Origin of the sequence: Sulfitobacter mediterraneus, assembly GCF_003054325.1 — a bacterium.
GTDB classification, from domain to species: domain Bacteria; phylum Pseudomonadota; class Alphaproteobacteria; order Rhodobacterales; family Rhodobacteraceae; genus Sulfitobacter; species Sulfitobacter mediterraneus.
This window is the reverse complement of sequence record NZ_QBKU01000003.1, coordinates 167,614-188,670: the sequence shown is the minus strand read 5'-3', so window position 1 is coordinate 188,670 and position 21,057 is coordinate 167,614. Positions and strand designations below refer to the sequence as shown.

The window sequence follows — 21,057 nt, the reverse complement described above, 5'->3', positions numbered from 1 at the left end:
CGCTTGGTCGGATGGGTACAGCTAGGCAATGCAGGTCATTGGTCACGCGCCCGGACCGGGGCAAAAGCCCCGGCCCCGCTTTTGGTTCCGGCTTAGGCCAGACCAAATTTCAACAGCTTGATGGCCGCAAAATCGCTTACATCGCCGCCGACCCGCTTGGTCGCATAGAACAGGACATGCGGCTTGGCACTGAACGGATCGCGCAGGATGCGCAGATCCGGGCGCTCCGCCACGGTGTAACCTGCGTTGAAATCACCAAAGGCAATCGCCATCGCATCGCTTGCCACGTCCGGCATGTCCTCGGCCACCAAAACAGGATAGCCCATCAACCGCGCAGGCTCCCCCGCCGCCAGACCATCAGACCACATGAACCGGCCATCACCGTCCTTGAGCTTGCGCACCAGGCCAGCCGTCTTGGAATTCATCACAAAAGACCCATTGGCGCGGTACTGGGCGCCCAATGCATAAACCAGATCGACAATCGCCTCCGCCGTCAGATCCCCATCAAGGCCCGTCGGCACATAGCCAAGGTTGCCCCAGCTCCAGATCACATTGTCCACCGCTGTATGCGCCATCAGCCCCTTGGGCTTGTCGATCCCGTCGCCGTTGATAAAGGCATCGGCCTCCGCCCGCGCAAACTTGTCCGCGATCCGCCCCGACAGCCAGCCCTCGATGTCAAAGGCACTGTCATCCAGCAATCGCTGCGAGGCCTTCGGCAAGGCGCTCAGCTCATGCAGAGCAATCGTGATCCGGTCGATCTGCGGCGTGTCGGTTTCAACGGTCGGATCTGTCTCCGTTGCCCAACCTGCACCCACATCCGTATGGTCCACCAAAACATCATAAGATGTCGCCTCGACCTGCACCACCGCCGCAATCGCCCGGATCGACGCCGTGGTGTTCAACACCGATTGTACCCGCTCCGATGTCTGCGGATCAACCAGATAGCCCCCATCAGAATTGACAGCCGTGGACATCGACTTGCCCTCCAGCTCCAACCCCCGCAGCCCGTCATCATCGCCATTGCGAAGATAGGCTTGAAAGGCCACCTGATGCGGCGCGGCGGTGTCATTTGCCGCGCTCAGCGGGGTACGTGCAGGCAGTGTCATCTTGCGGTCCAACATGGTCATTCGCTCTTCTGTTTGTTGCAGTTTCGTTTCGATTTCGGTCTGGAAGCCTTTGAATTCCGTGACAAACCCGTTCACGGCCTGCCGCACTTCCTCCGCCGGGGGCAGATCGCCGCCCATCATTTTGCTCTCGCTCATTTGTTTTCCTCGATCCCTCGTTGCCTGATCCGGCGCAGATCACGCCGCGCCCCTTCAAAGATCCCTGCCATCTGCCGCATGTCTGCGGCGCCTTGCCTGTCCTCTGCCTTCGCCCCGACCCGCGCATTCGGCAGCATCGGAAAGGTCACCAATGACACCTCCCAAAGCTCCAGTTCCGCCAACAAACGTTGCCCCTTGGCCGTCTTGCTGGCCTTGACGGTCCGGTATCCAATCGACAATCCATCAATCGCCCCCGCTACGATCAACGCCGCGGCTTCGCGGCCCTTGGCCACGCTGTCCAGAATGCGCCCCTTGACCCACAGACCGCGGGCGTCCTCGCGCACCTCATCCCAAATGCCGATGGGTTCGGATGGATCGTGCTGCCACAACATTTTGACGCTGCGCCCCGCCTCCCGCAGCCCGTTCAGGCTCCGGGTATAGGCGCCGGATTGCACCACATCCCCGCTCTGATCTGCGGCATCAAACAGGCTTGCATATCCGCTGATCTGCACGCCGCCCTCGACCGGCTCCGCACTTCCAAACCGTGCAAACTTGCGCTCCAAACGGCCCTGCTCACCGGGCAAATCTTCCCCATGCTCCGGCCCAAGGCCAAAGCGCATTCCATCATATTCCATGACTGCTCCTTCGAAATTTGCGCCTAAGGCGTCACCACCAGAAAGCTCTGCACCGCTTGCGCCAGGATCACGGCAACCACCCCATAGACCGTCAGCCAAAGCCGCCGTTCCATCCGCTCCATCATGTCCTCCAAACGGTCCAGCCGCCGCAAAAGGTTGTCATGATGGATCTCGCTCACCCGTTCATGCGCCTGAAGCCGCAACCCCGGTGCGCATTCAAACCGCTCATATGCCGGCACTTCACTCATCGGCCACCACCGCAGGCAGGCCCAGCATCCGGCGCTTTTCGGCTTGGCTCAGGAACTCCGCCTGCGCCACCCGCGCCCATTGCGCGTCCCGCTCCGCAGACAGGGCGGGCACCTGATCCAGATCCGGCTTCACCTCTACCGCCTCGCCCGACAGGCCGGACAGCCAATGCCCCAGCGCCGCCGTCACCCGCGTCGCCAATGGCAGCACCGTCAGCCGGTAGAACGCCCGGTGCGCCTCTTGATAGTTGGCATAGGTCGCATCGCCCTGAACCCCGATCAGCATCGGCGGCACGCCATAAGCCAGCGCGATCTCCCGCGCCGCGGCCTCCTTAGTCTTTTGAAATTCCATGTCGGAGGGGGAAAAGCCCATGGGTTTCCAATCCAAACCACCCTCCAGCAACATCGGACGCCCGGCATTGCGCGCCCCTTGATGGTGGCTCTCCATCTCGCTCACCAGCCGGTCATACTGATCCTCGCTCAGCTTGCCCTGACCTTCTGCGCCCTTGTATACAATCGCGCCCGAGGGCCGCGCTGCATTGTCCAATAGGGCCTTCGACCAACGCGATGCGGCATTGTGCACATCCAGCGCCATCGCCGCCGCCTGCATCGGGCTGAACCCGTAATGATCGTCCTGCGGATGAAAGTTGCGGATATGGCAAATCGGATCTCTGTCACCGCGCAGATCAAACCGGTGCTTGCGCCCGCCAACAGCATATTCATAGGCCATCGGCCAGCCATCCGCCCCCGGCACCACCGACATCCGGTCCGATCGCAAAACATGCAACTCCACCGGAACCCCGGCGTCTCCCACAGCCTCCACATAGCCATTGCCGCTGAGCAGCAACTGCGCATAGAGCGCCTCCAACAACTCGGCCCGTCCCTGCGCCCCATTGGGCCGCGCGAGCAGCGCCGCAATCGGATGGCTCTCATACCGCTGCGCCGCATCCTGCACCGCCAATGGCAAAGCCGCCGCCGCTTCGGCAATCAGCTTGACCGACCGGAACCCAACAGGATTGCCGCAAAACCCGGCCCGCGTCAGGCTCGCTGTGTCACGGGGGCTCCAGGCCACACGGCCCGAGGTCTGATAGGCCACAACCGGACCCGTGGCCGATGCCTTCTGCGCCGGTGCCTCTGCCGCCGCCCCGCGCCGCAGGAAATCCAAAACCATCACGTCACTCCTCATTCACTCTGCCCCAACCGGCGCAAACAGAACTTGCCAACAAAAGGTTAAGGCCGCGAAACCAGACCGTGCGCCGCTTGGCGCGACACCTCGTTTCGCGCCTGCCCCCGCTTCATTTGGCAAGAAAAACTCCTGCGCGGCGCTGGCCGCACAGAATGCCATCACAGGGTCCGCACCCCCGGTGCGCGCCACTTGGCGGCAGGCGCAATCATCAGCTCGTGAATGGCCCAGACCAGCGCATCCACCCGGTCCGGACTGCCGCCACCCTCATAGCCCCGCGCCGTCATCCGGCACATCTGGTCCTCAAGCGCATCCAAGCCGCGCAAATGCCGCACCCGTCCTTGCTCATAAAGCGCCGCCACCGGTTCCGCCCGCGCCGCCTTGCCGCGACTGGCATGCACGGCCTTGATGGGCAGCATCGGATCAACGCCGTGCAAAACCTCGCTGACCATCTGGCCGCCTTGATTGACCTCGACCACCAGACGATCCGCACCAAACTGCTCCATCGCGGCAATCGCCGCCTTGGCCCATGCGCCGGGGCTGGCCCCCTGCACCGTGCAATCAGCCAGAACCACCGCCCGCCAGTCCTGCACTGGCCCCTTGGTCGTCGCGCCGACCACCACGATCCCGCATTCATCGGCACTGGCACCGCTGCTGATCGACGGGTCCAGACCGACAACAATCCGGTCAAACTCCGGCGGGGCTTCAAGACGGCCTTGCTCCAACATCTCGCTGGTCCACAAAGCGCCTTCCGCATCGGACAACAAAACCCCGTCCAGCTCTTGCCGCCCCATCCGCGTGCCGCGATACCGTGCGCGCACCTCTTCCATGAACGAACTTGCCAGGTTGGCCGCGTTCGCCTCGGTGGGCGCATGGGTCTGTACCGTCGACGGCGACTTCAGCAGCTTTTTCAATACATCCACATTGCGCGGCGTCGTGGTCACACAAACCCGCGGGTCATCGCCCAACCGCAGTGCAAATTGCAACTGGTCCCAAGCCTCCTGCCCGCGCTTCCATTTGGCCAGTTCATCCACCCAGGCGGCATCAAACTGCGGTCCGCGCAGCCCTTCGGGGTCATGGGCCGTGTGCACTGTCGCCACCGCACCATTGGGCCAGATCAAGCGTTTCCGTGAGGCCTCCCAATCGGGTTTGCGGTCATCCGGCGAACAAGCCAGAATACCGCTGTCACCAAAGATCATCACTTCGCGGACCTGTTCAATGGTTTCGCCCACCAAGGCCACCCTGCGGCACCGCCCCTTGTCCAGAGGCCGCGCACCCTCCACCATGCTGCGCACCCATTCCGCACCCGCACGGGTCTTGCCCGCCCCGCGCCCGCCCAGCACAACCCAGGTCCGCCACGCGCCCTCCGGCGGCAATTGATGCGGCAACGCCCAGAACTCAAACAAATAGGGCAGCGCCATCAGCTCCCCCGCGCTTAGGTCATCCAGAAATTCGGCCTGCACCGCTGCATCTGCGCAGGCGATCCAGTTTGCACCCGATATCAGCCCTTGCTTGCTCCAGATCGAGGGCATGGCCTGCCCTTGCGATTCCCGCTTGTCGATTTCTACAGTCATTCAGAAACATCTCCGCCTTTGTGCATTGCGTCACCAGCCCCTGCATGTCGCGCAGTTGCTTCGCCATCTGTGTCTTGTCGATATCCTCCCCAGATCGGGCCGTTTGCGTCTGGCCTTCGATCTCTTGCCGCAACACCCGAATTGCGGCCCGCAGGGCGTCAAGGATCTCAACACCATGCGCAATTTCTTCGTCCGGGGTGATTACTGTCATTGTCGCGCAAACCTCTTGTAAGGAATTCCCGACCAACCAAACGCAAAACGGCCCACGAGGTATCCCTCGGGGCCGTTCATTCACGTCTGCTAGCGTGACAAAATCTATAGATCAGACCGTGCGCAAAGTCAAGAACAATAGTGTTAACAAGACCTTACCTAATCGCACGCCAAAGCGGTCGCACGCGCCTAGTCTCCGCCCGTCGATGCATTGCCCGCCGCTGCCGCACCGCGCTCCGCTTCGATCACACGCCATTTGGCCACGTTGCGGTTGTGCTCATCCAGGGTCTCGGCAAAAGCGTGACCGCCCGTGCCATCAGCCACGAAAAAGATGAACGGGCTCTCGTCCGGTTGCGCCGCCGCCATCAGGCTGGCCCGTCCGGGATTGGCAATCGGTGTCGGCGGCAAACCTTCAATCACATAAGTATTCCAAGGGGTTGCCTTGCGCAGTTCAGACCTGCGCAAGCCGCGCCCAAGAATGCCCTGCCCTTTGGTGATGCCGTAAATGACTGTCGGGTCGGTCTGCAAACGCATGCCCTGGTTCAGACGGTTCACAAACACGCTGGCCACCTGCCGCCGTTCTTCGGGCACGCCGGTTTCCTTTTCCACGATCGAGGCCAGGATCAGCAGATCTTCTGGTGTCTCAATCGGCAGATCCGGGTCACGGGCCTCCCAGGCGGCAGAAACCAACAGTTCCTGCGCGTCTTGCATCTGGGCAATCACCTCTGCGCGGTCATCGCCGGGGCGCACTTCATAACTGTCGGGCGCAAGCGATCCTTCGGGCGGCTGTTTGGCGATCTCGCCATCCAGAACCTCAATCCCCTTAAGCGCCTCCACCACCTGCCAACTGGTCACACCTTCGGCCATCGCAATGCGAAACCGCGTGTCGCCCTTGGCGGTGGTCTGGGTGAACAACTCCGGCACCTCATCGGTGGCGGGGCTAAACTCCACCCGCTCGACAAACCGGTTGGTGGATGGATCAAGCTCACGCACCTGCACCGACACACGGTTGATACCGATCCGGTACACAACTTCGGTGCCACAAGTGCTGGCCCCGCCTTTGGTGATCACATCGACAATTTCCGCCATCGACGTGCCCGGCTGCACCAGAAAACTGCCCGCTTTCAACTGCGCGGTCTTTTCTTGGTAATCCGACCCGATCCGGAAAATCGCCGCAGAACTCACCGCGCCCTGCTCGGCAAGGCTGCGGCTCACTTTGCGCATGTTCGATCCACGCTCCACCTGCAAGCAAATCGCCTGCGTCAGCGGCCCTTCCGCCTGATACTGTCCCTTGCCCCATAGGATCACGCCCCCCACGAGGAACAACAGGACCGACAGGAACGTGACCGCGTTAGACGCGATGTGTCGCCACATTATTTGACTTTCCCAAACAGAACGCTTGCGTTGGTACCACCAAAGCCGAACGAGTTGCTCAGCGCCACGTTGATCTCGCGCTCAACCTTTTTGTTGGGGGCCAGATCAATCGGCGTTTCGACCGCCGGGTTATCCAGGTTGATCGTTGGCGGCGCTACCTGATCGCGGATCGCAAGAATCGAGAAAATCCCCTCAATCGCGCCCGCCGCACCCAACAGGTGGCCCGTCGCGGATTTTGTCGATGACATCGTCACCTTGCCCGCATCTTCGCCCATCATCCGCTCAACCGCGCCCAATTCAATGGTATCGGCCATCGTCGACGTGCCGTGCGCGTTGATATAGTCGATGTCCTTCGGCTCAAGCCCGGCAGAGCGCAACGCCGCCCGCATGGACCGCTCGCCGCCCTCACCATCTTCTGATGGCGCGGTGATGTGATAGGCATCCCCTGACAGGCCATAGCCCAGTACCTCGGCATAGATCTTTGCGCCACGCGCCTTGGCGTGTTCATATTCTTCCAAGACCACGATGCCCGCGCCTTCACCCATGACAAAACCATCCCGGTCTGCGTCATAGGGACGGCTGGCGGATTTGGGATCATCGCCGCGCTTGGTCGACAGCGCTTTACAGGCATTGAAACCAGCAATGCCAATCTCGCAAATCGCCGCTTCCGCGCCGCCTGCAACCATCACATCCGCATCACCCAGCATGATCAAGCGGCTGGCATCGCCAATGGCATGTGCGCCGGTGGAACAGGCGGTCACAACCGAATGGTTCGGCCCTTTAAACCCATAACGGATCGATACCTGACCCGAGATCAGGTTGATCAACGCACCGGGCACAAAGAACGGGCTCACGCGGCGCGGGCCTTTTTCCTTCATCATCACGGCGGTGTTGGCGATAGAGTTCAATCCGCCAATGCCGGACCCGATCAAAACGCCAGTGCGCTCAAGGTCTTCAACATCTGTCGGCGTCCAGCCACTGTCTTCCACAGCTTGCTGCGCGGCGGCCATGCCAAACAGAATAAAGGTATCGACTTTGCGCTGTTCCTTGGGTTCCATGTATTTGCCAGCGTCAAACGTGCCGTCGCTGCCGTCACCCAAAGGCACTTCGCAGGCGTATTGCGTCACCAGATTGCTGGCATCAAAACCCGTGATCGGCCCCGCCCCGGACTGACCATCCAGAATGCGGCTCCAGCTTTCCTCGACGCCATCTGCCAACGGCGTTACCAAACCCAAACCGGTTACAACTACTCTGCGCATATCCAAGCCCCTTGGTGTTATATCGCTTTGGGGGGCTATACCTTGCGGCGCCCCCTTTGTTCAAGTGCGCAGGCACGCCCCCGCACAGCCGTACGAGCCTTGCACGGCCTACCGCCTCCGCCAAGCCCTCAAGTTAACCTACAGGCCCCTTGCGGGTCAGCAATTGTACAACATCGCCGCCAAACTCCGCCTCGCGCAGCGGCACATAGCCCACTTCACGCGCAATCCGCAGTGACCCGCTGTTGTCCGGCGTGATCATGCAAACCGTCCGCCCCGCGATCACACGGTCGAACCAATCATGGGCGGCCTGTACGGCCTCAAGCCCCAAACCCTGCCCCTGACTGCCGGGCTCCAACACCCACCCAGCTTCGGGGAAAGGGTCGAAATCATCGCCCAAACCGCGCGAGCCAAAGAAAAAGCCGGTCTGCCCAGCCATCTGGTGTTGCCGGTGCACCTCGATGGCCCATTGGCCAAAGCCGGTGATCTGCCAATGACCTGCATTGCGCAAAAACGCATCCCATGATTGTGACTTGGGGCGCGGTTTGCCGCTGATATGTGTCACCACTTCGGGCATCGCCCAGATTTCGGCAAAGCGGCCAAAATCCTCGGCCCGCATGGCGCGCAGGGTCAATCTTCGGGTGTTGATGGTTGGTATATTTCGGGACATTGAGGGTGAATTGCCTTCACTCGTAAACTGCTGCTTTGCCTCAGTTTTGCGCGGGTCGAAGCCTAGCACAAGCCCTGCTTTGCCCCGCCCAACAAAAAACGGCGTCATTCCGCCATGGAACAACGCCGCTTTGAATGTCGTCTGCGCACAAGACCCGCAGGCCGGTACGGCAAAAGCCGATTAAGAGGCTTCTTTGATGAACTTCACCGCATCGCCAAAGGTCTGGATGTTTTCGGCTGCGTCATCAGGAATTTCGATGCCGAACTCTTCTTCGAACGCCATCACCAACTCAACGGTGTCAAGGCTGTCTGCGCCCAGATCGTCGATGAACGACGCATTCTCGGTCACTTTGTCCTCTTCAACACCAAGGTGTTCCACAACGATTTTTTTCACGCGGTCTGCGACGTCGCTCATAAGTAAGTCCTCATGTCTTTGGCCCTGTTTGGGCCCTTTTCTATCCGCACGCCGTTGATCGACGCTTGGAAATTACCCCGTTGCCGAGGCGGCTATTTCCCCTGTTCGCACAGGGAATAGGGTGCGATCAAGCACCCCTCGATACGAATCTGCGCCTCGTTTACCATATCAATCCTATCAGGCAAACGTTTTGCGTCAGAGGCTACAACATGGCCATGCCGCCGTTCACATGCAAGGTGGTCCCGGTCACATAGGCCGCTTCATTGCTCGAAAGATAGACCACAGCAGCGGCAATCTCGGACGGCTCGCCCATGCGCCCGGCAGGGATTTGCCCCATGATTCCAGCCTTTTGATCATCGGTCAGCTTGTCGGTCATCGCCGTGGTGATAAATCCGGGCGCGACCGCATTTACCGTGATCCCGCGGCTGGCAACTTCGTAGGCAAGCGATTTTGACATGCCCACCATGCCTGCTTTGGACGCGGCATAATTGGCCTGACCGGGGTTGCCCGTGGCGCCAACAACGCTGGAAATATTTACGATCCGGCCCCAACGGGCCTTCATCATGCCGCGCATCACACCTTTGCACAGCTTGAAAGTTGCGGTCAGGTTCACATTCAAAACCGACTGCCATTCATCATCGGACATCCGCATAAACAGGTTGTCGCGGGTGATCCCGGCGTTGTTGACCAGAATATCAACCGATCCCATCGCTTCGGCCGCCTGTTTGGGCAGCGCCTCAACCGCCTCCATATCGCTTAGGTTACACGGCAACACATGCGCCCGCTCGCCCAGTTCGGCGGCCAGCGCCTCAAGCGGCTCAGTGCGCGTGCCGGACAGGCCAACCGCTGCACCGCGTGCGTGCAATGTGCGGGCAATATCTGCGCCGATCCCGCCGGATGCTCCTGTGACAAGGGCATTTTTACCTGTCAGATCAAACATGTCTTTTCCTTTGCTCTTTCTCGTTTAGGGCTGGGTCAGCACGCCAAACCGCGCCAATTCGCCCCGTGTCATCTCATGTATCCCGTCTGAGGGCGCGGCCTGCAAGGTAAACCAGTAAAACGCATCACTGCCCAGCATATCGCGGGTGTACTGCGCATTGGCCTGATGCTCTGCTGCGTCCTTGGGATAGCTGCTGCCCTCACCAAAACCATCAGCCCAGCTATGCACCCCGATCACCGCGCCATTTTGCGCGGTGCGCCGCACGCCCGCCAAAAACAGGTCCACCGCACCCGAATAGATTTCGCTTTGCGCTGTCAAATGGGTGTTCAGCCTCCGGTCGCGCAGAAAATACCCCATCCTCAACACCGCCTGATCATCCAATGATCCCGGCATAACCCCTTGCACCACCACCGTAATCTGCGGATTTCCCGCGATCACCGCCTCAAAATTGGCCGGTGTGCGGCTGTTGATCTCACCGCTGATCCAAAGCTGGCTGCCGCGCACCTCCATCGTTGTGCGGTCCACGGCATTGTCCGCAATCGCACAGCCGAGAACCGCCAGAACAGCGACAAAAAGCGCGGCCAGCCGCATTACGCGTCTTTGGCCGCCGCAACATCATCCGGCGTGCCGATGGCCCGCATCGCGCTGTCCTTGGCGATCCGGCGGATCATGCCAGAGAGGGCTTTGCCCGCGCCGATTTCCCAAAATTCGGTCACGCCCTGCGCGGCCATCCATTCAACCGAAGACCGCCAGCGCACGCGCCCGGTCACCTGCTGCACCAGCAAATCGCGGATCTGGCCTGCATCGGTCACCGCCTCCGCTGTGACATTCGCCACCAACGGCACCTGCGGCGCATTCATCATGACCTCGCCCAAGGCGCGGGCCATTTCATCTGCTGCGGGCTGCATCAAGGCACAATGGAACGGCGCGGAGACCGGCAAAGGCAGGGCGCGTTTTGCGCCTGCTTCTTTGGCCAGAACAACCGCCCGTTCAATCGCCGCCTTGCTGCCGGACAAAACGTTTTGCGTCGGATCGTTTTCATTGGCCAATTGGCACACATCGCCCTGCGCCGCATCGTCGGCCACTTTGGCCGCTGTCTCCGCGTCCAGACCCAGCACCGCCGCCATCGCGCCTTGGCCCACAGGCACCGCCGCCTGCATCGCCTTGCCGCGAATGCGCAGCAAACGTGCGGTATCGGCCAAAGACAACGTGCCCGCCGCGCAAAGCGCCGAATATTCGCCCAGCGAATGCCCGGCAACAAAGGCCGCGCGATCAAGACCAATCCCTTCAGCCTTCAATGCTGCCATCGCCGCCATCGAGGTGGCCATCAGGGCTGGCTGCGCGTTTTCCGTCAGAGTCAGGGCCTCGATGTCGCCCTCCCAGATCAAATCCGACAGCTTTTCACCCAGCGCCGCGTCGACTTCATCAAAAACGGCCCGCGCCTCTGGATAGGCGTCGGCCAATGCGCGGCCCATGCCGATTGTCTGTGCGCCCTGTCCGGGAAATACGAATGCGATGCTCATGATGGCCCCTTCTTTTCAGTGGCCCTTGGTCTAGCCTGCGCCGCCCCCCTGAACAAGAGTGCAGAGGCCCTGTGCATGGATTGTCATTGTCTTGGCCAGATTGCCCCTTAGGTTGACCCAAACCCAAGGCAGGAGTTGACAATGTCCCTATCCAACACCCAAACCCGCTATGGCGCGGTGACAAAAGCGATCCATTGGCTGATGGCCTTGCTGATCCTGTCGCTGATCCCGATGGGGTGGATTGCCCACCAGTTGCCCTTTGACACAGACGCAGAACTGGCCCGCAAGGCATGGCTGTTTTCACTACATAAGACATTGGGCGTGCTGGCATTCTTCCTTGCTGTCCTGCGGATCATCTGGGCCATCAGCCAGCCCAAGCCCGGCCTCTTGAACGCGGACAAAAAGCTGGAAAGCTGGGCGGCGGACACCGTGCATTGGATGCTCTACGCTGCGATGGTGGTGGTGCCGCTGTCCGGCTGGATCTCTCACGCGGCAGCGGCGGGGTTTGCCCCGATCTGGTGGCCCTTTGGGCAGGGGCTGCCGATGGTGCCAAAATCCACCGCAGTTGAGCATTTCTTTGGTGCGCTGCATTGGGTGTCCGGGCGGCTGCTGATCCTGTCATTGCTGTTGCATATTGCGGGCGCGGTGAAACACCACGTGATTGACCGCGACGCGACCCTGCGCCGGATGTTACCGGGCCGCCCAGACCTACCGCCCCTACCAGATCAAGGCCACAGCCGCACACCTGTGATGGCCGCCATTGCGCTTTGGCTCGCGGCGCTTGGCCTGTCGGCAGCAATGGCGGGTAGCAAGACCGAAGCCGCACCCGAAGCATTGGCCGAAGTCACATCACAGTGGCAAGTCGAAACCGGCAACATCGAGATTGCCGTGGTTCAGTTCGGCTCTGAAATCACCGGCAGTTTCGCCGATTGGACGTCTGTCATCACCTTCGATGAAACCGTACCAACCGCGGATATCAGTGTCGGCAATGTCGAAACCACGGTCTCCATCCCCTCACTCACCCTTGGGTCTGTGACGGGTCAAGCGCTTGGCCCCGACTTTTTTGCCGCCACCGATCACCCCACGGCGGTGTTCAAAGCAGATATCAGACATGCCTCTGACGGCTATGAGGCCATCGGCACCCTGACCATCAAGGATCAAACCGCGCCGCTGACCCTACCGTTCAGCCTGTCGGTTGATGGCAACCGCGCCGAAATGCGCGGTGATCTGACACTGGACCGGCGCAGCTTTGGGATTGGCGACAATGTGAATGATCCCGCAACGCTGGGCTTTGAGGTGCGCGTCAAGATCACGCTGACCGCTGTGCGCGGCGCAGAATAACAAAAAAGGCCGCCGTAGATGCCCGGCGGCCTTTGTTCTGTCTCGGAGTGAAGGCTTAATCGGCTTTCATCGCCTCGATCGAAATTTTCACCTGCACTTCGTCGCTGACAAACGGTGCAAATTTGCCAAGGTTGTAGTCAGAGCGCACCAGCGTTGTTGTGGCATCAAAGCCCATCCAGGGCTTGCCCGCCATCGGATGATCACCCTTCTGGTTCAGCTTGGCATCCAGAACCACCGATTTGGTCACATCATTCAGCGTCAAATCGCCCGTAATCAGCGCGGTGCCCTCACCCGTCACTTCGATTCCGGTTGAGGCAAAGCTGACCATTTCGTCGTCCCCTGCCGCAAAGAAATCAGGCGACATGAAATGCGCGTGGCGCTCTTCCCAGCCGGTGAACATCGACATCACAGGCATCGAGACCGTAACAGAAGACGCCTCTGGTGCGGCCTCGTCAAACATGATCTCGCCTTCAAAGCCGGAGAACATGCCATAGGTCGTGGAAAAACCGAGGTGGTTGTACTCAAACAGGATTTGGCTGTGGCTGGCATCCAGCACATATTTCTCTGCATCCGCAGCAAAGGCTGGTCCGGCCAGCACGGTGGTCAGGCCAAGGGCCGAGGCAAGAATTGCGTTTTTCATTTGGGTCGCTCCGTTGGTTTGCGTTTGTGCAGGCCAAAATGGGGATCAGACAGGCAAGCGCAATTGGACAGGTCTGAACAGGGTCTGCGCATTTATGAACACTGGGCGGTGATGAGCGGCGCAAAAACAAACGCCCCGGCTTTTGCCGGGGCGTTGTTGGGTGGTCTCAAGGCATTCTGCCTCTGCTGCGGGCGTTCTGCCCTGACCTTTCAGGCGTTCTGCCTGTCTTGACCGGGCGTTCTGCACCGGCTTGGCGGGCGTTCTGCCCAGGTTACGCAAGCGTTTTGCTTTTTGCGGGCTTTTGCCCAGCGTTACCCGGCATTCTGCCCCAGTTTCCCGACGTCTCTCAGCCCCCCCACGAGGCTGAACAGGGCGTCGCGATTCTTCATTGTGATGTCGACCAGCAAGTCGTCGTTCCGGTCCCACATACGCACCCGCAGGCCGTCCTGTTCGGCGCGGGCCAGATCGTCAAAGCCGCAGCGCCGCAAGATGATGTCTCCGACCCCTTTCGCCGGGCGCACCACCCGTACTTCGCGGCGGATCGTGTCAATCTCAACCCGCGGATCCCGGGGTGTGCTGCTGGCCAAAAGCAAGCCGAACCCGGCCAAACCGCCCGTCAACGACAGTGCCAGTTTAAAAAGTAGCAGATCCGTATCCCAGCTTGATCCCGGCATTACCCAAAGGCCAACCGCCGCAACCATCAATGACGCGCCCATCAGACGTTGCACCGAGCGTTGCATCACGCGGGCCTCGTCAGTTGGTCGGTTGTGCATCGCACTGGTTTGTTTGTCTTCTGACAAAAAGGAAGCATCCTCGCCCTCCATAAAGTCTGCTGTCGCTGTCACTGCACCCATCCTTGCTGTTCATCTTGCATTAATGAATGAGCGAAGAAGTGGCCGAGAATTGGGCAACAACTGGGCGATGTGCGTACCTTGTCAGGGCAAAGCCCCAAGCCAGGGCGCAACAGACATTGTTATTTGCCGCAAACCCGACTAAGCCCATGGCAAGGCCCGACCGCCTGCCGCCCGCAATATCGGTGAAGTGTCGAAACGATTCTTGGACCTACCCTGTTCTGCCGGTGGGAAATGCGGGCCCCTTTCGAAAATGCGGAACGTGTTTGTGAGGCCAATCATGTCCCTTAATTCTTCTGTGGATCCTTCTCCGCAAAATCCTTTCACCCATGGGCCGCTTGGCCCGATCTTTGCCAAGACCGCACTGCCGATCATCTTTGTGATGTCGATGAACGGTCTGCTGACGGTGGTCGATGCGATCTTTCTGGGTCGCTATGTCGGTGCCGAAGCGCTTGGCGCGGTAACTCTAATCTTTCCGTTGTTCATGCTTATCGTGGCGCTGGCGACGCTGGTCAGCAACGGCATGTCCAGCAAACTGGCCCGCCACCTTGGCGCGGGCGAACATGACGCGGCGCGCGCGGTGTTTGCAGGTGCGCATGGTCTTGCGCTATTTGCAGGCGTTCTGCTGGTGCTGACCTATCTGGCGTTTGGCCCTGCGGTTGCGCGGTTCCTTGCGGCCGGCTCTGACACCTTGGCCGAAATGGCCCAAACCTATCTGGCCATCACCATGATCATGTCGCCGCTGCTCTTTGTGCTGAGCGTCAATTCCGATGCGCTGCGCAACGAAGGGCATGTCGGTGTGATGGCCGCACTGAGCCTGTTGGTGTCTCTGCTGAATATTATGTTCAACTATGTCCTAATCGCAAAACTCGAAATGGGCGTTGCCGGTTCGGCCTATGGCACGGCGCTGGCTCAATTGGTCACACTCCTGATTGTGATTGGCTTTCGGCTCTCTGGCAAAACGCTCCTGACCCCACGGGCGCTGCTTCAGGCCCCGTTGACCAGTGATTGGGGCCGTATCCTCGCCCTTGGCGCCCCGCAAAGCCTGAACTTCATTGGCGTGGCCTTGGGGTCAACCGCGATTCTGCTGGCGCTGCAAATGGTGAACGCGCCGCAATATACCGCCACCGTGTCGGCCTATGGCATCATCACCCGCGTGATGACCTTTGCCTTTCTGCCGCTCTTGGGACTGACCCATGCGCTGCAAACCATTGTCGGCAACAATTACGGCGCACGGGCGCTGGACCGATCGGACCGCAGCTTGCGGATCGGGATCTGGATCGCGTTCCTTTATTGCCTTGGTTGTCAGGTGGTATTTGTCGCCTTGGCACAGCCGATTGCGCGGCTCTTTGTGGCCGATCCTGCGGTGATCGAGGCGTTTGAATGGATCTTGCAGGTCACCACTGTGATGTTCTGGCTGGCAGGGCCGATGATCGTGATCGCCTCATACTTTCAGGCGCTGGGGGATGCGACACGGGCGGCGGTTCTGGGGCTGACCAAACCCTACGCCTTTGCGCTGCCGCTGACCTTTGCCCTGCCGCTTGTTCTGGGGGAGTTGGGGATCTGGATTGCCGGTCCGGTGTCCGAGGTTTTGATGGCAATGCTGACCCTTGTGGTCCTGTCTCAAACCGCCCGCCGCCTGAACCTGCGCTATGGGCTTTTTGCCGCTGCGCGAGGCTAACCTGATTTGACGCGCGGCGGCCTTGCCCTGCGCGTCAAACCGTGTATATGGACCCTTCCTTTGCAAATCTTTTGAACCGCGCAGTCTCTCGTGGTGGGGCCGCAAAGGGTTATGCCCTGCCTATGAAATGCGCCTTGATAAAAGTAGGAGTACACATGCCACTGTATGAGCATGTTATGATTGCGCGTCAGGATCTTTCCAACACGCAAGCTGAAGGCCTTATCGAACACTTTGGTGCCGTCCTGTCCGACAATGGTGGGAAACTCGTGGATCACGAGTACTGGGGCGTCAAAACAATGGCCTATAAAATCAACAAGAACCGCAAGGGCCACTATGCCTTCCTGCGCAGCGACGCACCCGCGACCGCCGTTCAGGAAATGGAACGCCTGATGCGCCTGCATGACGATGTCATGCGTGTTCTGACCATCAAAATGGATGAGCACAAAGACCTGCCATCCGTTCAGATGCAGAAACGTGACGAACGGCCCGAGCGCCGCGAACGTCGCTGATTTTGGCTTGAGGAAAAGGATCTAAACCATGGCTGCAAAACCATTTTTCCGCCGTCGCAAGGTCTGCCCCTTCTCGGGCGACAACGCACCTGCGATCGACTATAAAGACACACGTCTGCTGCAACGCTACATCTCTGAGCGTGGCAAGATCGTGCCGTCCCGTATCACCGCGGTATCCGCGAAAAAGCAGCGTGAACTGGCCCGTGCCATCAAACGCGCCCGCTTCCTCGCCCTGCTGCCCTACGCCGTTAAGTAAGGAGAAAGCACATGCAAGTTATCCTTCTGGAACGTGTCTCCAAGCTTGGCCAAATGGGCGAAGTCGTGGACGTAAAGCCGGGCTATGCTCGCAACTTCCTGCTCCCACAGGGCAAGGCGCTGTCTGCGTCCAAAGCCAACGTGGAAGCATTCGAGGCGCGCAAAGCACAGCTTGAAGCACAGAACCTCGAAACCAAAAAAGAAGCCGAATCCATGGCGGACAAGTTGAACGGTCAGCAGTTCATCGTGATTCGCTCCGCTTCTGACGCCGGTGCGCTTTATGGCTCCGTCACCACCCGTGACGCCGCCGAAGCATCGACAGAGGCTGGTTTCACCGTAGACCGCAAACAGGTTGTTCTGCAAAACCCGATCAAAGATCTGGGCCTGCACGATGTAACCGTTGTTCTGCACCCCGAAGTCGAAGCCACCATTCAGTTGAACGTTGCCCGTTCCCCTGAAGAGGCCGAGCTTCAGGCGTCCGGCAAATCCATTCAGGAACTGGCCGCGGAAGAAGAAGCCGCAGCTGATTTCGAGATTGCCGAACTGTTTGACGATATCGGTTCTGCCGCGTCTGACGACGACGATCTGGCCGAAACGGTCCAGCCTGCAGAAGAAGCTGAGGACGACGCGGCGAAAGCCTGATCTCCTTACTTACTTTTATGTGAATAGAAACGCCGCGCAGATCCTGCGCGGCGTTTTTCATTGCCTTGCGCAGATCGCCGCCGATGCCAAAGGCTTTACCTTGTCGTAATGCCCTTGCGGGATAAACAGTGGCTCATGTCCCTGTTTGCGGTGCCCTCCATGCCTGACCTTTATACCAGACGTTCGATGATGTTGCTTTGCGCGGCGGCTTTGCCACTTGCAGCTTGTGGCGGCGGCGGCCGGACTGCTGCCCCGGCGCCCTACACCAATCCGCCCGAACCACCGCTTTACCCCAATGAAACCCCTGCCCTGCGGGCCAGCATCAACCGTTGGGCGGATCACTACGCCTTGCCGCGCCCTTTGGTGCACCGCCTCGCCATTCGGGAAAGCACGCATAACCCGGCGGCCCGCAACGGCCCCTATTGGGGGCTGCTGCAAATCCTGCCCGCCACCGCCCGCACCATGGGGTTTCGCGGACGCCCCGCTGATTTGTTGAATGCGGAAACCAATTTGCAGTTTGGTCTCAAATACTTGCGCGGTGCCTGGCTGTTATCCGATAGCGATTTTGACACCGCCATCGGATGGTACGCGCGGGGCTATTACTATGAGGCAAAGCGGCGCGGCATGTTGGTCGAAACCGGTTTGAAATCGGGCTGAACCCCGGCTTTGCGACGGCCCAAGGCGGTACGTCCATCAGATCGCGAGCAAGCCAGCCCAAAGCCCCAGTGCAAAGGTCAAATGGGTTTGCAGGCTGCGGCTGCGCGCGGCCCAGGGTTTCGGCAGCTTATTCCCTGCAATCCCCATCCCGAAGGCGGGCTGCATCACAAGCCAGGGGGCCAGCACGGAGCCCACCCCGACCACAAGCGCCGCGGCGACCACGGATGCACCGGCCTGCACCATCCAAACCGCAGGCACCGCCCAGATCACACCAATCAGATAGTGCAGCAGCCAACCAAACGCGCGTTCGCCGCTGCGCCGGTCTGCGGTTGCGATACTGTTGTGAAACCAGCGGCCGGACCGCATGTGCAAAACCCAGCGCCCCAACAGCACGTAATCAAGCCCCCTTACGCCAGTGACCCGCCCCCGCAGCATAGCAATCACATCCATCACCACAGTGGCGACCACGCCAACCAAAATCGCCTGCCACGCCAATCCATCATCAGACATCGTTTTGCCCCTTGTCAGTTACGCCCATGCCGCGCAACTTCCGTCTTCAAGTGCACTTGAGGTCAACCATGCAAAACCAAGATATTTCCCAACTGGCCAAAGACAGCGGCGTCCCTGCCTCAACCCTCAGATATTATGAGGAAATTGGCCTGATCCGGGCAGTCGGTCGCAAGGGGATCAAACGCGTATTCACCACAGATGTGAAGGACAGGCTCACGTTAATCGGATTGGGGCAACGCGCCGGATTCAAACTGCGCGAAATTGCGGCGCTGATGGGCCGGCGGGGTACGCCGCGCCTGTCGCCTGATGCCCTGCGTGGCCGCGCCGATGCGCTTGATCTACAAATCGCAGAATTGCAGCGTATGCGCGATGGTCTGCGGCATGCGGCCAATTGCACGGCGTCAAGCCATCTTGAATGCCCGAAATTCCGGCGCATCCTGAAAATCGCGGAGGGGCGTAGACGGCAAGCCAAACCTTGACCGTCTGAAACGAAAAAGGCCGCGCCAAATGGCGCGGCCTTCACAACCTGTGATCAAGTTGGGCTTATTCGTCTTCGAGCGCTTCAACGGCCTTTTGCAGGTCGTCTTTGCTGATCTCTTTTTCGGACACTTCGGCGTTGTCCGCGATGTGATCAATCACTTTGTCTTCGAACAAAGGCGCGCGCAGCTGCTGCTGCATCTGCTGGTTTTGCTGAACGAATTCAAAGAACTGACGTTCCTGACCCGGGTACTGACGTGCCTGGTTCATGATCGCTTGGGTCATCTCGGCGTCAGTCACCTGAACTTCGGCTTTCTGGCCCAGTTCCGCGAGCAGGAGGCCCAGACGCACGCGGCGTGTCGCCAGCTTGGTGTGCTCGTCGTTGGTTTCGATCTCTGGGTGATCGTGGCCTTCAACCTCAGGGTTTTCATCATGCCACAGCTGGTGCGCAATCTGGCCCGCTTCGGTTTCAACCAAGGTCGGCGGCAGGTCAAAATCAACCATGCTGTCCAACTGGTCCAGCAGACCACGTTTCATCACCGCGCGGGAAGCACCGGCGTATTCGGCTTCCAAACGCTCTGCGATCTGGGCTTTCAGACCGGCCAGATCTTCGGCGCCAAACTTTTTCGCCAGCTCGTCGTCAACCTCAGCGGCCACAGGCTCTTTCACGTCTTTGATTGTGCAATCAAATGTCGCTTCTTTGCCCTTCAGATGCTCGGCCTGATAATCATCAGGGAAAGACACGGTCACGGCTTTCTCTTCACCGGCCTTCACGCCAACCAGCTGCTCTTCGAAACCGGGGATAAAGGAGTTGGAGCCCAGAACCAGCGGGTAATCTTCGGCAGAACCACCTTCAAAGGCTTCGCCGTCGACCTTGCCAACAAAGTCCATGACAACCTGATCGCCGTCTTTGGCCTTGGAGCCTTTTTTGCGGGCTTTGAAGTCTTGCGCGGTTTCGGCAAGGTTGGCCAGCGCCTCATCAACGGCTGCGTCGTCGGCTTTGACAACCAGCTTTTCCAGCTTGATTTTGGCCATGTCCAGTTCAGGGATCTCGGGCAGCGCCTCATAGGTCATTGTGACCTCGACGTCGTCGCCTTCTTTCCAATCTTCATTGGTCATTTTCACTTCGGGCTGCATCGCAGGGCGGTCGCCGGACTTTTCAAAGTGGTCGTTCATCGCGCCGTCGATGCTTTCCTGCATCGCTTCGCCCATCACGCGCTGGCCAAACTGCTTTTTCAGCAGCGCCATCGGCACCTTGCCCTTGCGGAAGCCCTTCATCTCGACTTCAGGTTGCGCCTCGACCAGCTTTTCGTTCACTTTGGCGTCCAGCTCGGCCGCTGTCACGGTGATGGCATAGCCGCGTTTCAGACCTTCGTTCAGCGTCTCGTTGACCTGCATGTTTGCTCCATAGGATAGGGCCGCGCCGCGCGGCGCGGGTAAAAATTTCCGTCCTTCTATGGCTGATGAAGGACGTGCGCAAGGGGGTCGGCCCGGTCGAACCGGCCTTAGGGGGCGGTTGGGGGTAAAAACCTGCCTGCATCTGCAAAACAGGCCCGTTTGCCCCCGGTTTGGATCACATGCCCAAGGCTTCTTTGTACATCTCAAGAACCGCCTCTTCTTCGGCGATGTCGTCTTTGTCGCGTTTGCGCAGGGCGATGACTTTGCGCATCACCTTGGTGTCGTAGCCACGCGCCTTGGCCTCGGCCATGACTTCCTTTTGTTGCTCGGCCAGATCTTTCTTTTCCGCGTCCAGACGCTCAATCCGCTCCACAAACTGGCGCAGCTCGTTGGCTGTCACGCGGTATGTCGCATCACCTGCGGTTTCGATCACGTCGGGGTTGGTGCCTGTATCGCTCATCTGACGGTCCTCTTGATTGGCTTTCAGACTGACTACCTTCGGTGCAGCGCTCCCGCAAGCGGCACTTGCCCCAGCGGTGCGATTGTCGTAGCAGCCTGCCATGGAAACCGAGACATTTACCGTTTTTGATTGGATCATCTGGTCTGGTGCCGCGCTGTCCCTGTTGGGGCTTGTCGGGCTGGTGTGGTGTATTCTCAAGGTCACCCGCGCCAAACGCGCCCAGTTGGATGATGATGCGATGCGCGCCGTTCTGCAATCGGCGCTGCCGCTGAACCTTGGGGCGCTGTTTTTGTCTGTCATCGGTCTGATGATGGTGGTTGTCGGGATTTTCATGGGCTGAGGCCCGCCTT

At 59.7% G+C, this 21,057-nt stretch carries 26 protein-coding genes; 8 read left to right on the top strand and 18 right to left on the bottom strand.

Translation table 11 applies throughout. The features are described from left to right. Positions 1-92: 92 nt before the first annotated feature. The 13 genes from C8N31_RS06125 to fabD form a co-directional block, all read right to left on the bottom strand. Positions 93-1,262 carry a phage major capsid protein gene (locus C8N31_RS06125; RefSeq protein WP_025048341.1) on the bottom strand — a complete coding sequence of 390 codons (1,170 nt, stop codon included), beginning with the start codon at positions 1,260-1,262 and terminating at the stop codon, positions 93-95. Beyond that, positions 1,259-1,882, bottom strand: a complete 624-nt coding sequence (locus C8N31_RS06120) for an HK97 family phage prohead protease (protein ID WP_420834948.1) — start codon at positions 1,880-1,882, stop codon at positions 1,259-1,261. The genes C8N31_RS06125 and C8N31_RS06120 overlap by 4 nt, the downstream gene beginning before the upstream one ends. A 38-nt stretch (positions 1,883-1,920) precedes the next feature. Then, the gene (locus tag C8N31_RS06115; RefSeq protein ID WP_025048343.1) at positions 1,921-2,145 is read right to left on the bottom strand and encodes a GTA head formation protein, RCAP_rcc01685 family; all 225 of its coding nucleotides are present in this window, start codon (positions 2,143-2,145) and stop codon (positions 1,921-1,923) included. Continuing rightward, positions 2,138-3,313, bottom strand: a complete 1,176-nt coding sequence (locus C8N31_RS06110; protein ID WP_025048344.1) for a phage portal protein — start codon at positions 3,311-3,313, stop codon at positions 2,138-2,140. Before C8N31_RS06110 ends, C8N31_RS06115 begins: the two co-directional genes overlap by 8 nt. A gap of 173 nt (positions 3,314-3,486) precedes the next feature. Next, a complete protein-coding gene (locus C8N31_RS06105) occupies positions 3,487-4,857 on the bottom strand; it encodes a DNA-packaging protein (RefSeq protein ID WP_197021518.1) in 1,371 nt (456 codons plus the stop codon). Then, positions 4,766-5,110 carry a hypothetical protein gene (locus C8N31_RS06100; protein WP_107992354.1) on the bottom strand — a complete coding sequence of 115 codons (345 nt, stop codon included), beginning with the start codon at positions 5,108-5,110 and terminating at the stop codon, positions 4,766-4,768. Before C8N31_RS06100 ends, C8N31_RS06105 begins: the two co-directional genes overlap by 92 nt. Before the next feature lie 188 nt (positions 5,111-5,298). Continuing rightward, positions 5,299-6,483 carry an endolytic transglycosylase MltG gene (mltG, locus tag C8N31_RS06095; RefSeq protein ID WP_025048347.1) on the bottom strand — a complete coding sequence of 395 codons (1,185 nt, stop codon included), beginning with the start codon at positions 6,481-6,483 and terminating at the stop codon, positions 5,299-5,301. Continuing rightward, a complete protein-coding gene (fabF, locus tag C8N31_RS06090) occupies positions 6,483-7,742 on the bottom strand; it encodes a beta-ketoacyl-ACP synthase II (protein ID WP_025048348.1) in 1,260 nt (419 codons plus the stop codon). Before fabF ends, mltG begins: the two co-directional genes overlap by 1 nt. A gap of 133 nt (positions 7,743-7,875) precedes the next feature. Then, a complete protein-coding gene (locus C8N31_RS06085; protein WP_025048349.1) occupies positions 7,876-8,409 on the bottom strand; it encodes a GNAT family N-acetyltransferase in 534 nt (177 codons plus the stop codon). 180 nt (positions 8,410-8,589) lie between these two features. Beyond that, positions 8,590-8,823 carry an acyl carrier protein gene (locus C8N31_RS06080; protein WP_025048350.1) on the bottom strand — a complete coding sequence of 78 codons (234 nt, stop codon included), beginning with the start codon at positions 8,821-8,823 and terminating at the stop codon, positions 8,590-8,592. A 202-nt stretch (positions 8,824-9,025) separates the two neighbouring features. Next, positions 9,026-9,763 carry a 3-oxoacyl-[acyl-carrier-protein] reductase gene (gene fabG / locus C8N31_RS06075; protein ID WP_025048351.1) on the bottom strand — a complete coding sequence of 246 codons (738 nt, stop codon included), beginning with the start codon at positions 9,761-9,763 and terminating at the stop codon, positions 9,026-9,028. A 24-nt stretch (positions 9,764-9,787) separates the two neighbouring features. Beyond that, positions 9,788-10,354: a COG3904 family protein gene (locus tag C8N31_RS06070; RefSeq protein ID WP_025048352.1), complete on the bottom strand. Its 567-nt coding sequence runs from the start codon at positions 10,352-10,354 to the stop codon at positions 9,788-9,790. Continuing rightward, positions 10,354-11,286, bottom strand: a complete 933-nt coding sequence (gene fabD / locus C8N31_RS06065) for an ACP S-malonyltransferase (protein ID WP_025048353.1) — start codon at positions 11,284-11,286, stop codon at positions 10,354-10,356. Before fabD ends, C8N31_RS06070 begins: the two co-directional genes overlap by 1 nt. Positions 11,287-11,427: 141 nt before the next feature. On the opposite strand from fabD, the gene C8N31_RS06060 reads away from it, so the two are divergent. After that, positions 11,428-12,627 (top strand): cytochrome b/b6 domain-containing protein, encoded by a 1,200-nt coding sequence (locus C8N31_RS06060; RefSeq protein WP_025048354.1) that lies wholly within the window; start codon positions 11,428-11,430, stop codon positions 12,625-12,627. Positions 12,628-12,682: 55 nt separating this feature from the next. Here the strand turns inward: C8N31_RS06060 and C8N31_RS06055 are convergent, their stop codons facing one another. Together C8N31_RS06055 and C8N31_RS06050 are read right to left on the bottom strand one after the other, a co-directional pair. After that, positions 12,683-13,267, bottom strand: a complete 585-nt coding sequence (locus C8N31_RS06055; RefSeq protein WP_025048355.1) for a YceI family protein — start codon at positions 13,265-13,267, stop codon at positions 12,683-12,685. Positions 13,268-13,578: 311 nt separating this feature from the next. Continuing rightward, positions 13,579-14,112, bottom strand: coding sequence for a hypothetical protein (locus tag C8N31_RS06050; protein WP_146173109.1), 534 nt, complete (start codon positions 14,110-14,112; stop codon positions 13,579-13,581). Positions 14,113-14,398: 286 nt separating this feature from the next. On the opposite strand from C8N31_RS06050, the gene C8N31_RS06045 reads away from it, so the two are divergent. The 5 genes from C8N31_RS06045 (at position 14,399) to C8N31_RS06025 (ending at position 17,862) form a co-directional block, all read left to right on the top strand. Next, positions 14,399-15,799 (top strand): MATE family efflux transporter, encoded by a 1,401-nt coding sequence (locus tag C8N31_RS06045; RefSeq protein WP_037918488.1) that lies wholly within the window; start codon positions 14,399-14,401, stop codon positions 15,797-15,799. Positions 15,800-15,954: 155 nt separating this feature from the next. After that, positions 15,955-16,308: a 30S ribosomal protein S6 gene (rpsF, locus tag C8N31_RS06040; protein WP_025048358.1), complete on the top strand. Its 354-nt coding sequence runs from the start codon at positions 15,955-15,957 to the stop codon at positions 16,306-16,308. 28 nt (positions 16,309-16,336) lie between these two features. Continuing rightward, entirely contained in the window at positions 16,337-16,564 is a 228-nt protein-coding gene (gene rpsR, locus C8N31_RS06035) for a 30S ribosomal protein S18 (RefSeq protein WP_005852865.1), read from the top strand. 11 nt (positions 16,565-16,575) lie between these two features. After that, positions 16,576-17,205 carry a 50S ribosomal protein L9 gene (gene rplI / locus C8N31_RS06030; RefSeq protein ID WP_025048359.1) on the top strand — a complete coding sequence of 210 codons (630 nt, stop codon included), beginning with the start codon at positions 16,576-16,578 and terminating at the stop codon, positions 17,203-17,205. A 135-nt stretch (positions 17,206-17,340) separates the two neighbouring features. Next, positions 17,341-17,862 carry a lytic transglycosylase domain-containing protein gene (locus C8N31_RS06025; protein WP_231476816.1) on the top strand — a complete coding sequence of 174 codons (522 nt, stop codon included), beginning with the start codon at positions 17,341-17,343 and terminating at the stop codon, positions 17,860-17,862. Between the two features lie 36 nt (positions 17,863-17,898). Here C8N31_RS06025 and C8N31_RS06020 read toward each other — a convergent pair whose 3' ends face one another. Continuing rightward, the gene (locus tag C8N31_RS06020; RefSeq protein ID WP_025048361.1) at positions 17,899-18,372 is read right to left on the bottom strand and encodes a DUF2938 family protein; all 474 of its coding nucleotides are present in this window, start codon (positions 18,370-18,372) and stop codon (positions 17,899-17,901) included. Positions 18,373-18,440: 68 nt separating this feature from the next. Between C8N31_RS06020 and C8N31_RS06015 the strand changes: the two genes are divergently transcribed. After that, on the top strand, positions 18,441-18,851 hold the full coding sequence (locus C8N31_RS06015; RefSeq protein WP_025048362.1) for a MerR family transcriptional regulator: 411 nt from the start codon (positions 18,441-18,443) through the stop codon (positions 18,849-18,851). Positions 18,852-18,915: 64 nt separating this feature from the next. On the opposite strand, the gene tig is transcribed toward C8N31_RS06015, so the two are convergent. Both tig and C8N31_RS06005 read right to left on the bottom strand, forming a co-directional pair. Continuing rightward, on the bottom strand, positions 18,916-20,247 hold the full coding sequence (gene tig, locus C8N31_RS06010; protein ID WP_025048363.1) for a trigger factor: 1,332 nt from the start codon (positions 20,245-20,247) through the stop codon (positions 18,916-18,918). A 175-nt stretch (positions 20,248-20,422) separates the two neighbouring features. Continuing rightward, positions 20,423-20,707 carry a DUF2312 domain-containing protein gene (locus C8N31_RS06005; protein ID WP_025048364.1) on the bottom strand — a complete coding sequence of 95 codons (285 nt, stop codon included), beginning with the start codon at positions 20,705-20,707 and terminating at the stop codon, positions 20,423-20,425. A gap of 100 nt (positions 20,708-20,807) precedes the next feature. On the opposite strand from C8N31_RS06005, the gene C8N31_RS06000 reads away from it, so the two are divergent. Further along, a complete protein-coding gene (locus tag C8N31_RS06000; protein WP_025048365.1) occupies positions 20,808-21,047 on the top strand; it encodes a hypothetical protein in 240 nt (79 codons plus the stop codon). The last annotated feature ends 10 nt before the right edge of the window (positions 21,048-21,057 follow it).

Coding starts and splice junctions, on each gene's coding strand:
- C8N31_RS06080 (WP_025048350.1), bottom strand. CDS start 8,823: ATGAGCGACGTCGCAGACCGCGTGAAAAAAATCGTTGTGGAACACCTT.
- fabF (WP_025048348.1), bottom strand. CDS start 7,742: ATGCGCAGAGTAGTTGTAACCGGTTTGGGTTTGGTAACGCCGTTGGCA.
- C8N31_RS06110 (WP_025048344.1), bottom strand. CDS start 3,313: ATGGTTTTGGATTTCCTGCGGCGCGGGGCGGCGGCAGAGGCACCGGCG.
- C8N31_RS06020 (WP_025048361.1), bottom strand. CDS start 18,372: ATGTCTGATGATGGATTGGCGTGGCAGGCGATTTTGGTTGGCGTGGTC.
- C8N31_RS06100 (WP_107992354.1), bottom strand. CDS start 5,110: ATGACAGTAATCACCCCGGACGAAGAAATTGCGCATGGTGTTGAGATC.
- C8N31_RS06000 (WP_025048365.1), top strand. CDS start 20,808: ATGGAAACCGAGACATTTACCGTTTTTGATTGGATCATCTGGTCTGGT.
- C8N31_RS06015 (WP_025048362.1), top strand. CDS start 18,441: ATGCAAAACCAAGATATTTCCCAACTGGCCAAAGACAGCGGCGTCCCT.
- C8N31_RS06045 (WP_037918488.1), top strand. CDS start 14,399: ATGTCCCTTAATTCTTCTGTGGATCCTTCTCCGCAAAATCCTTTCACC.
- C8N31_RS06115 (WP_025048343.1), bottom strand. CDS start 2,145: ATGAGTGAAGTGCCGGCATATGAGCGGTTTGAATGCGCACCGGGGTTG.
- rpsF (WP_025048358.1), top strand. CDS start 15,955: ATGCCACTGTATGAGCATGTTATGATTGCGCGTCAGGATCTTTCCAAC.
- C8N31_RS06125 (WP_025048341.1), bottom strand. CDS start 1,262: ATGAGCGAGAGCAAAATGATGGGCGGCGATCTGCCCCCGGCGGAGGAA.
- C8N31_RS06070 (WP_025048352.1), bottom strand. CDS start 10,354: ATGCGGCTGGCCGCGCTTTTTGTCGCTGTTCTGGCGGTTCTCGGCTGT.
- rpsR (WP_005852865.1), top strand. CDS start 16,337: ATGGCTGCAAAACCATTTTTCCGCCGTCGCAAGGTCTGCCCCTTCTCG.
- mltG (WP_025048347.1), bottom strand. CDS start 6,483: ATGTGGCGACACATCGCGTCTAACGCGGTCACGTTCCTGTCGGTCCTG.
- C8N31_RS06025 (WP_231476816.1), top strand. CDS start 17,341: ATGTCCCTGTTTGCGGTGCCCTCCATGCCTGACCTTTATACCAGACGT.
- C8N31_RS06120 (WP_420834948.1), bottom strand. CDS start 1,882: ATGCGCTTTGGCCTTGGGCCGGAGCATGGGGAAGATTTGCCCGGTGAG.
- C8N31_RS06105 (WP_197021518.1), bottom strand. CDS start 4,857: ATGCCCTCGATCTGGAGCAAGCAAGGGCTGATATCGGGTGCAAACTGG.
- C8N31_RS06085 (WP_025048349.1), bottom strand. CDS start 8,409: ATGTCCCGAAATATACCAACCATCAACACCCGAAGATTGACCCTGCGC.
- C8N31_RS06055 (WP_025048355.1), bottom strand. CDS start 13,267: ATGAAAAACGCAATTCTTGCCTCGGCCCTTGGCCTGACCACCGTGCTG.
- C8N31_RS06005 (WP_025048364.1), bottom strand. CDS start 20,707: ATGAGCGATACAGGCACCAACCCCGACGTGATCGAAACCGCAGGTGAT.
- tig (WP_025048363.1), bottom strand. CDS start 20,247: ATGCAGGTCAACGAGACGCTGAACGAAGGTCTGAAACGCGGCTATGCC.
- fabG (WP_025048351.1), bottom strand. CDS start 9,763: ATGTTTGATCTGACAGGTAAAAATGCCCTTGTCACAGGAGCATCCGGC.
- fabD (WP_025048353.1), bottom strand. CDS start 11,286: ATGAGCATCGCATTCGTATTTCCCGGACAGGGCGCACAGACAATCGGC.
- rplI (WP_025048359.1), top strand. CDS start 16,576: ATGCAAGTTATCCTTCTGGAACGTGTCTCCAAGCTTGGCCAAATGGGC.
- C8N31_RS06060 (WP_025048354.1), top strand. CDS start 11,428: ATGTCCCTATCCAACACCCAAACCCGCTATGGCGCGGTGACAAAAGCG.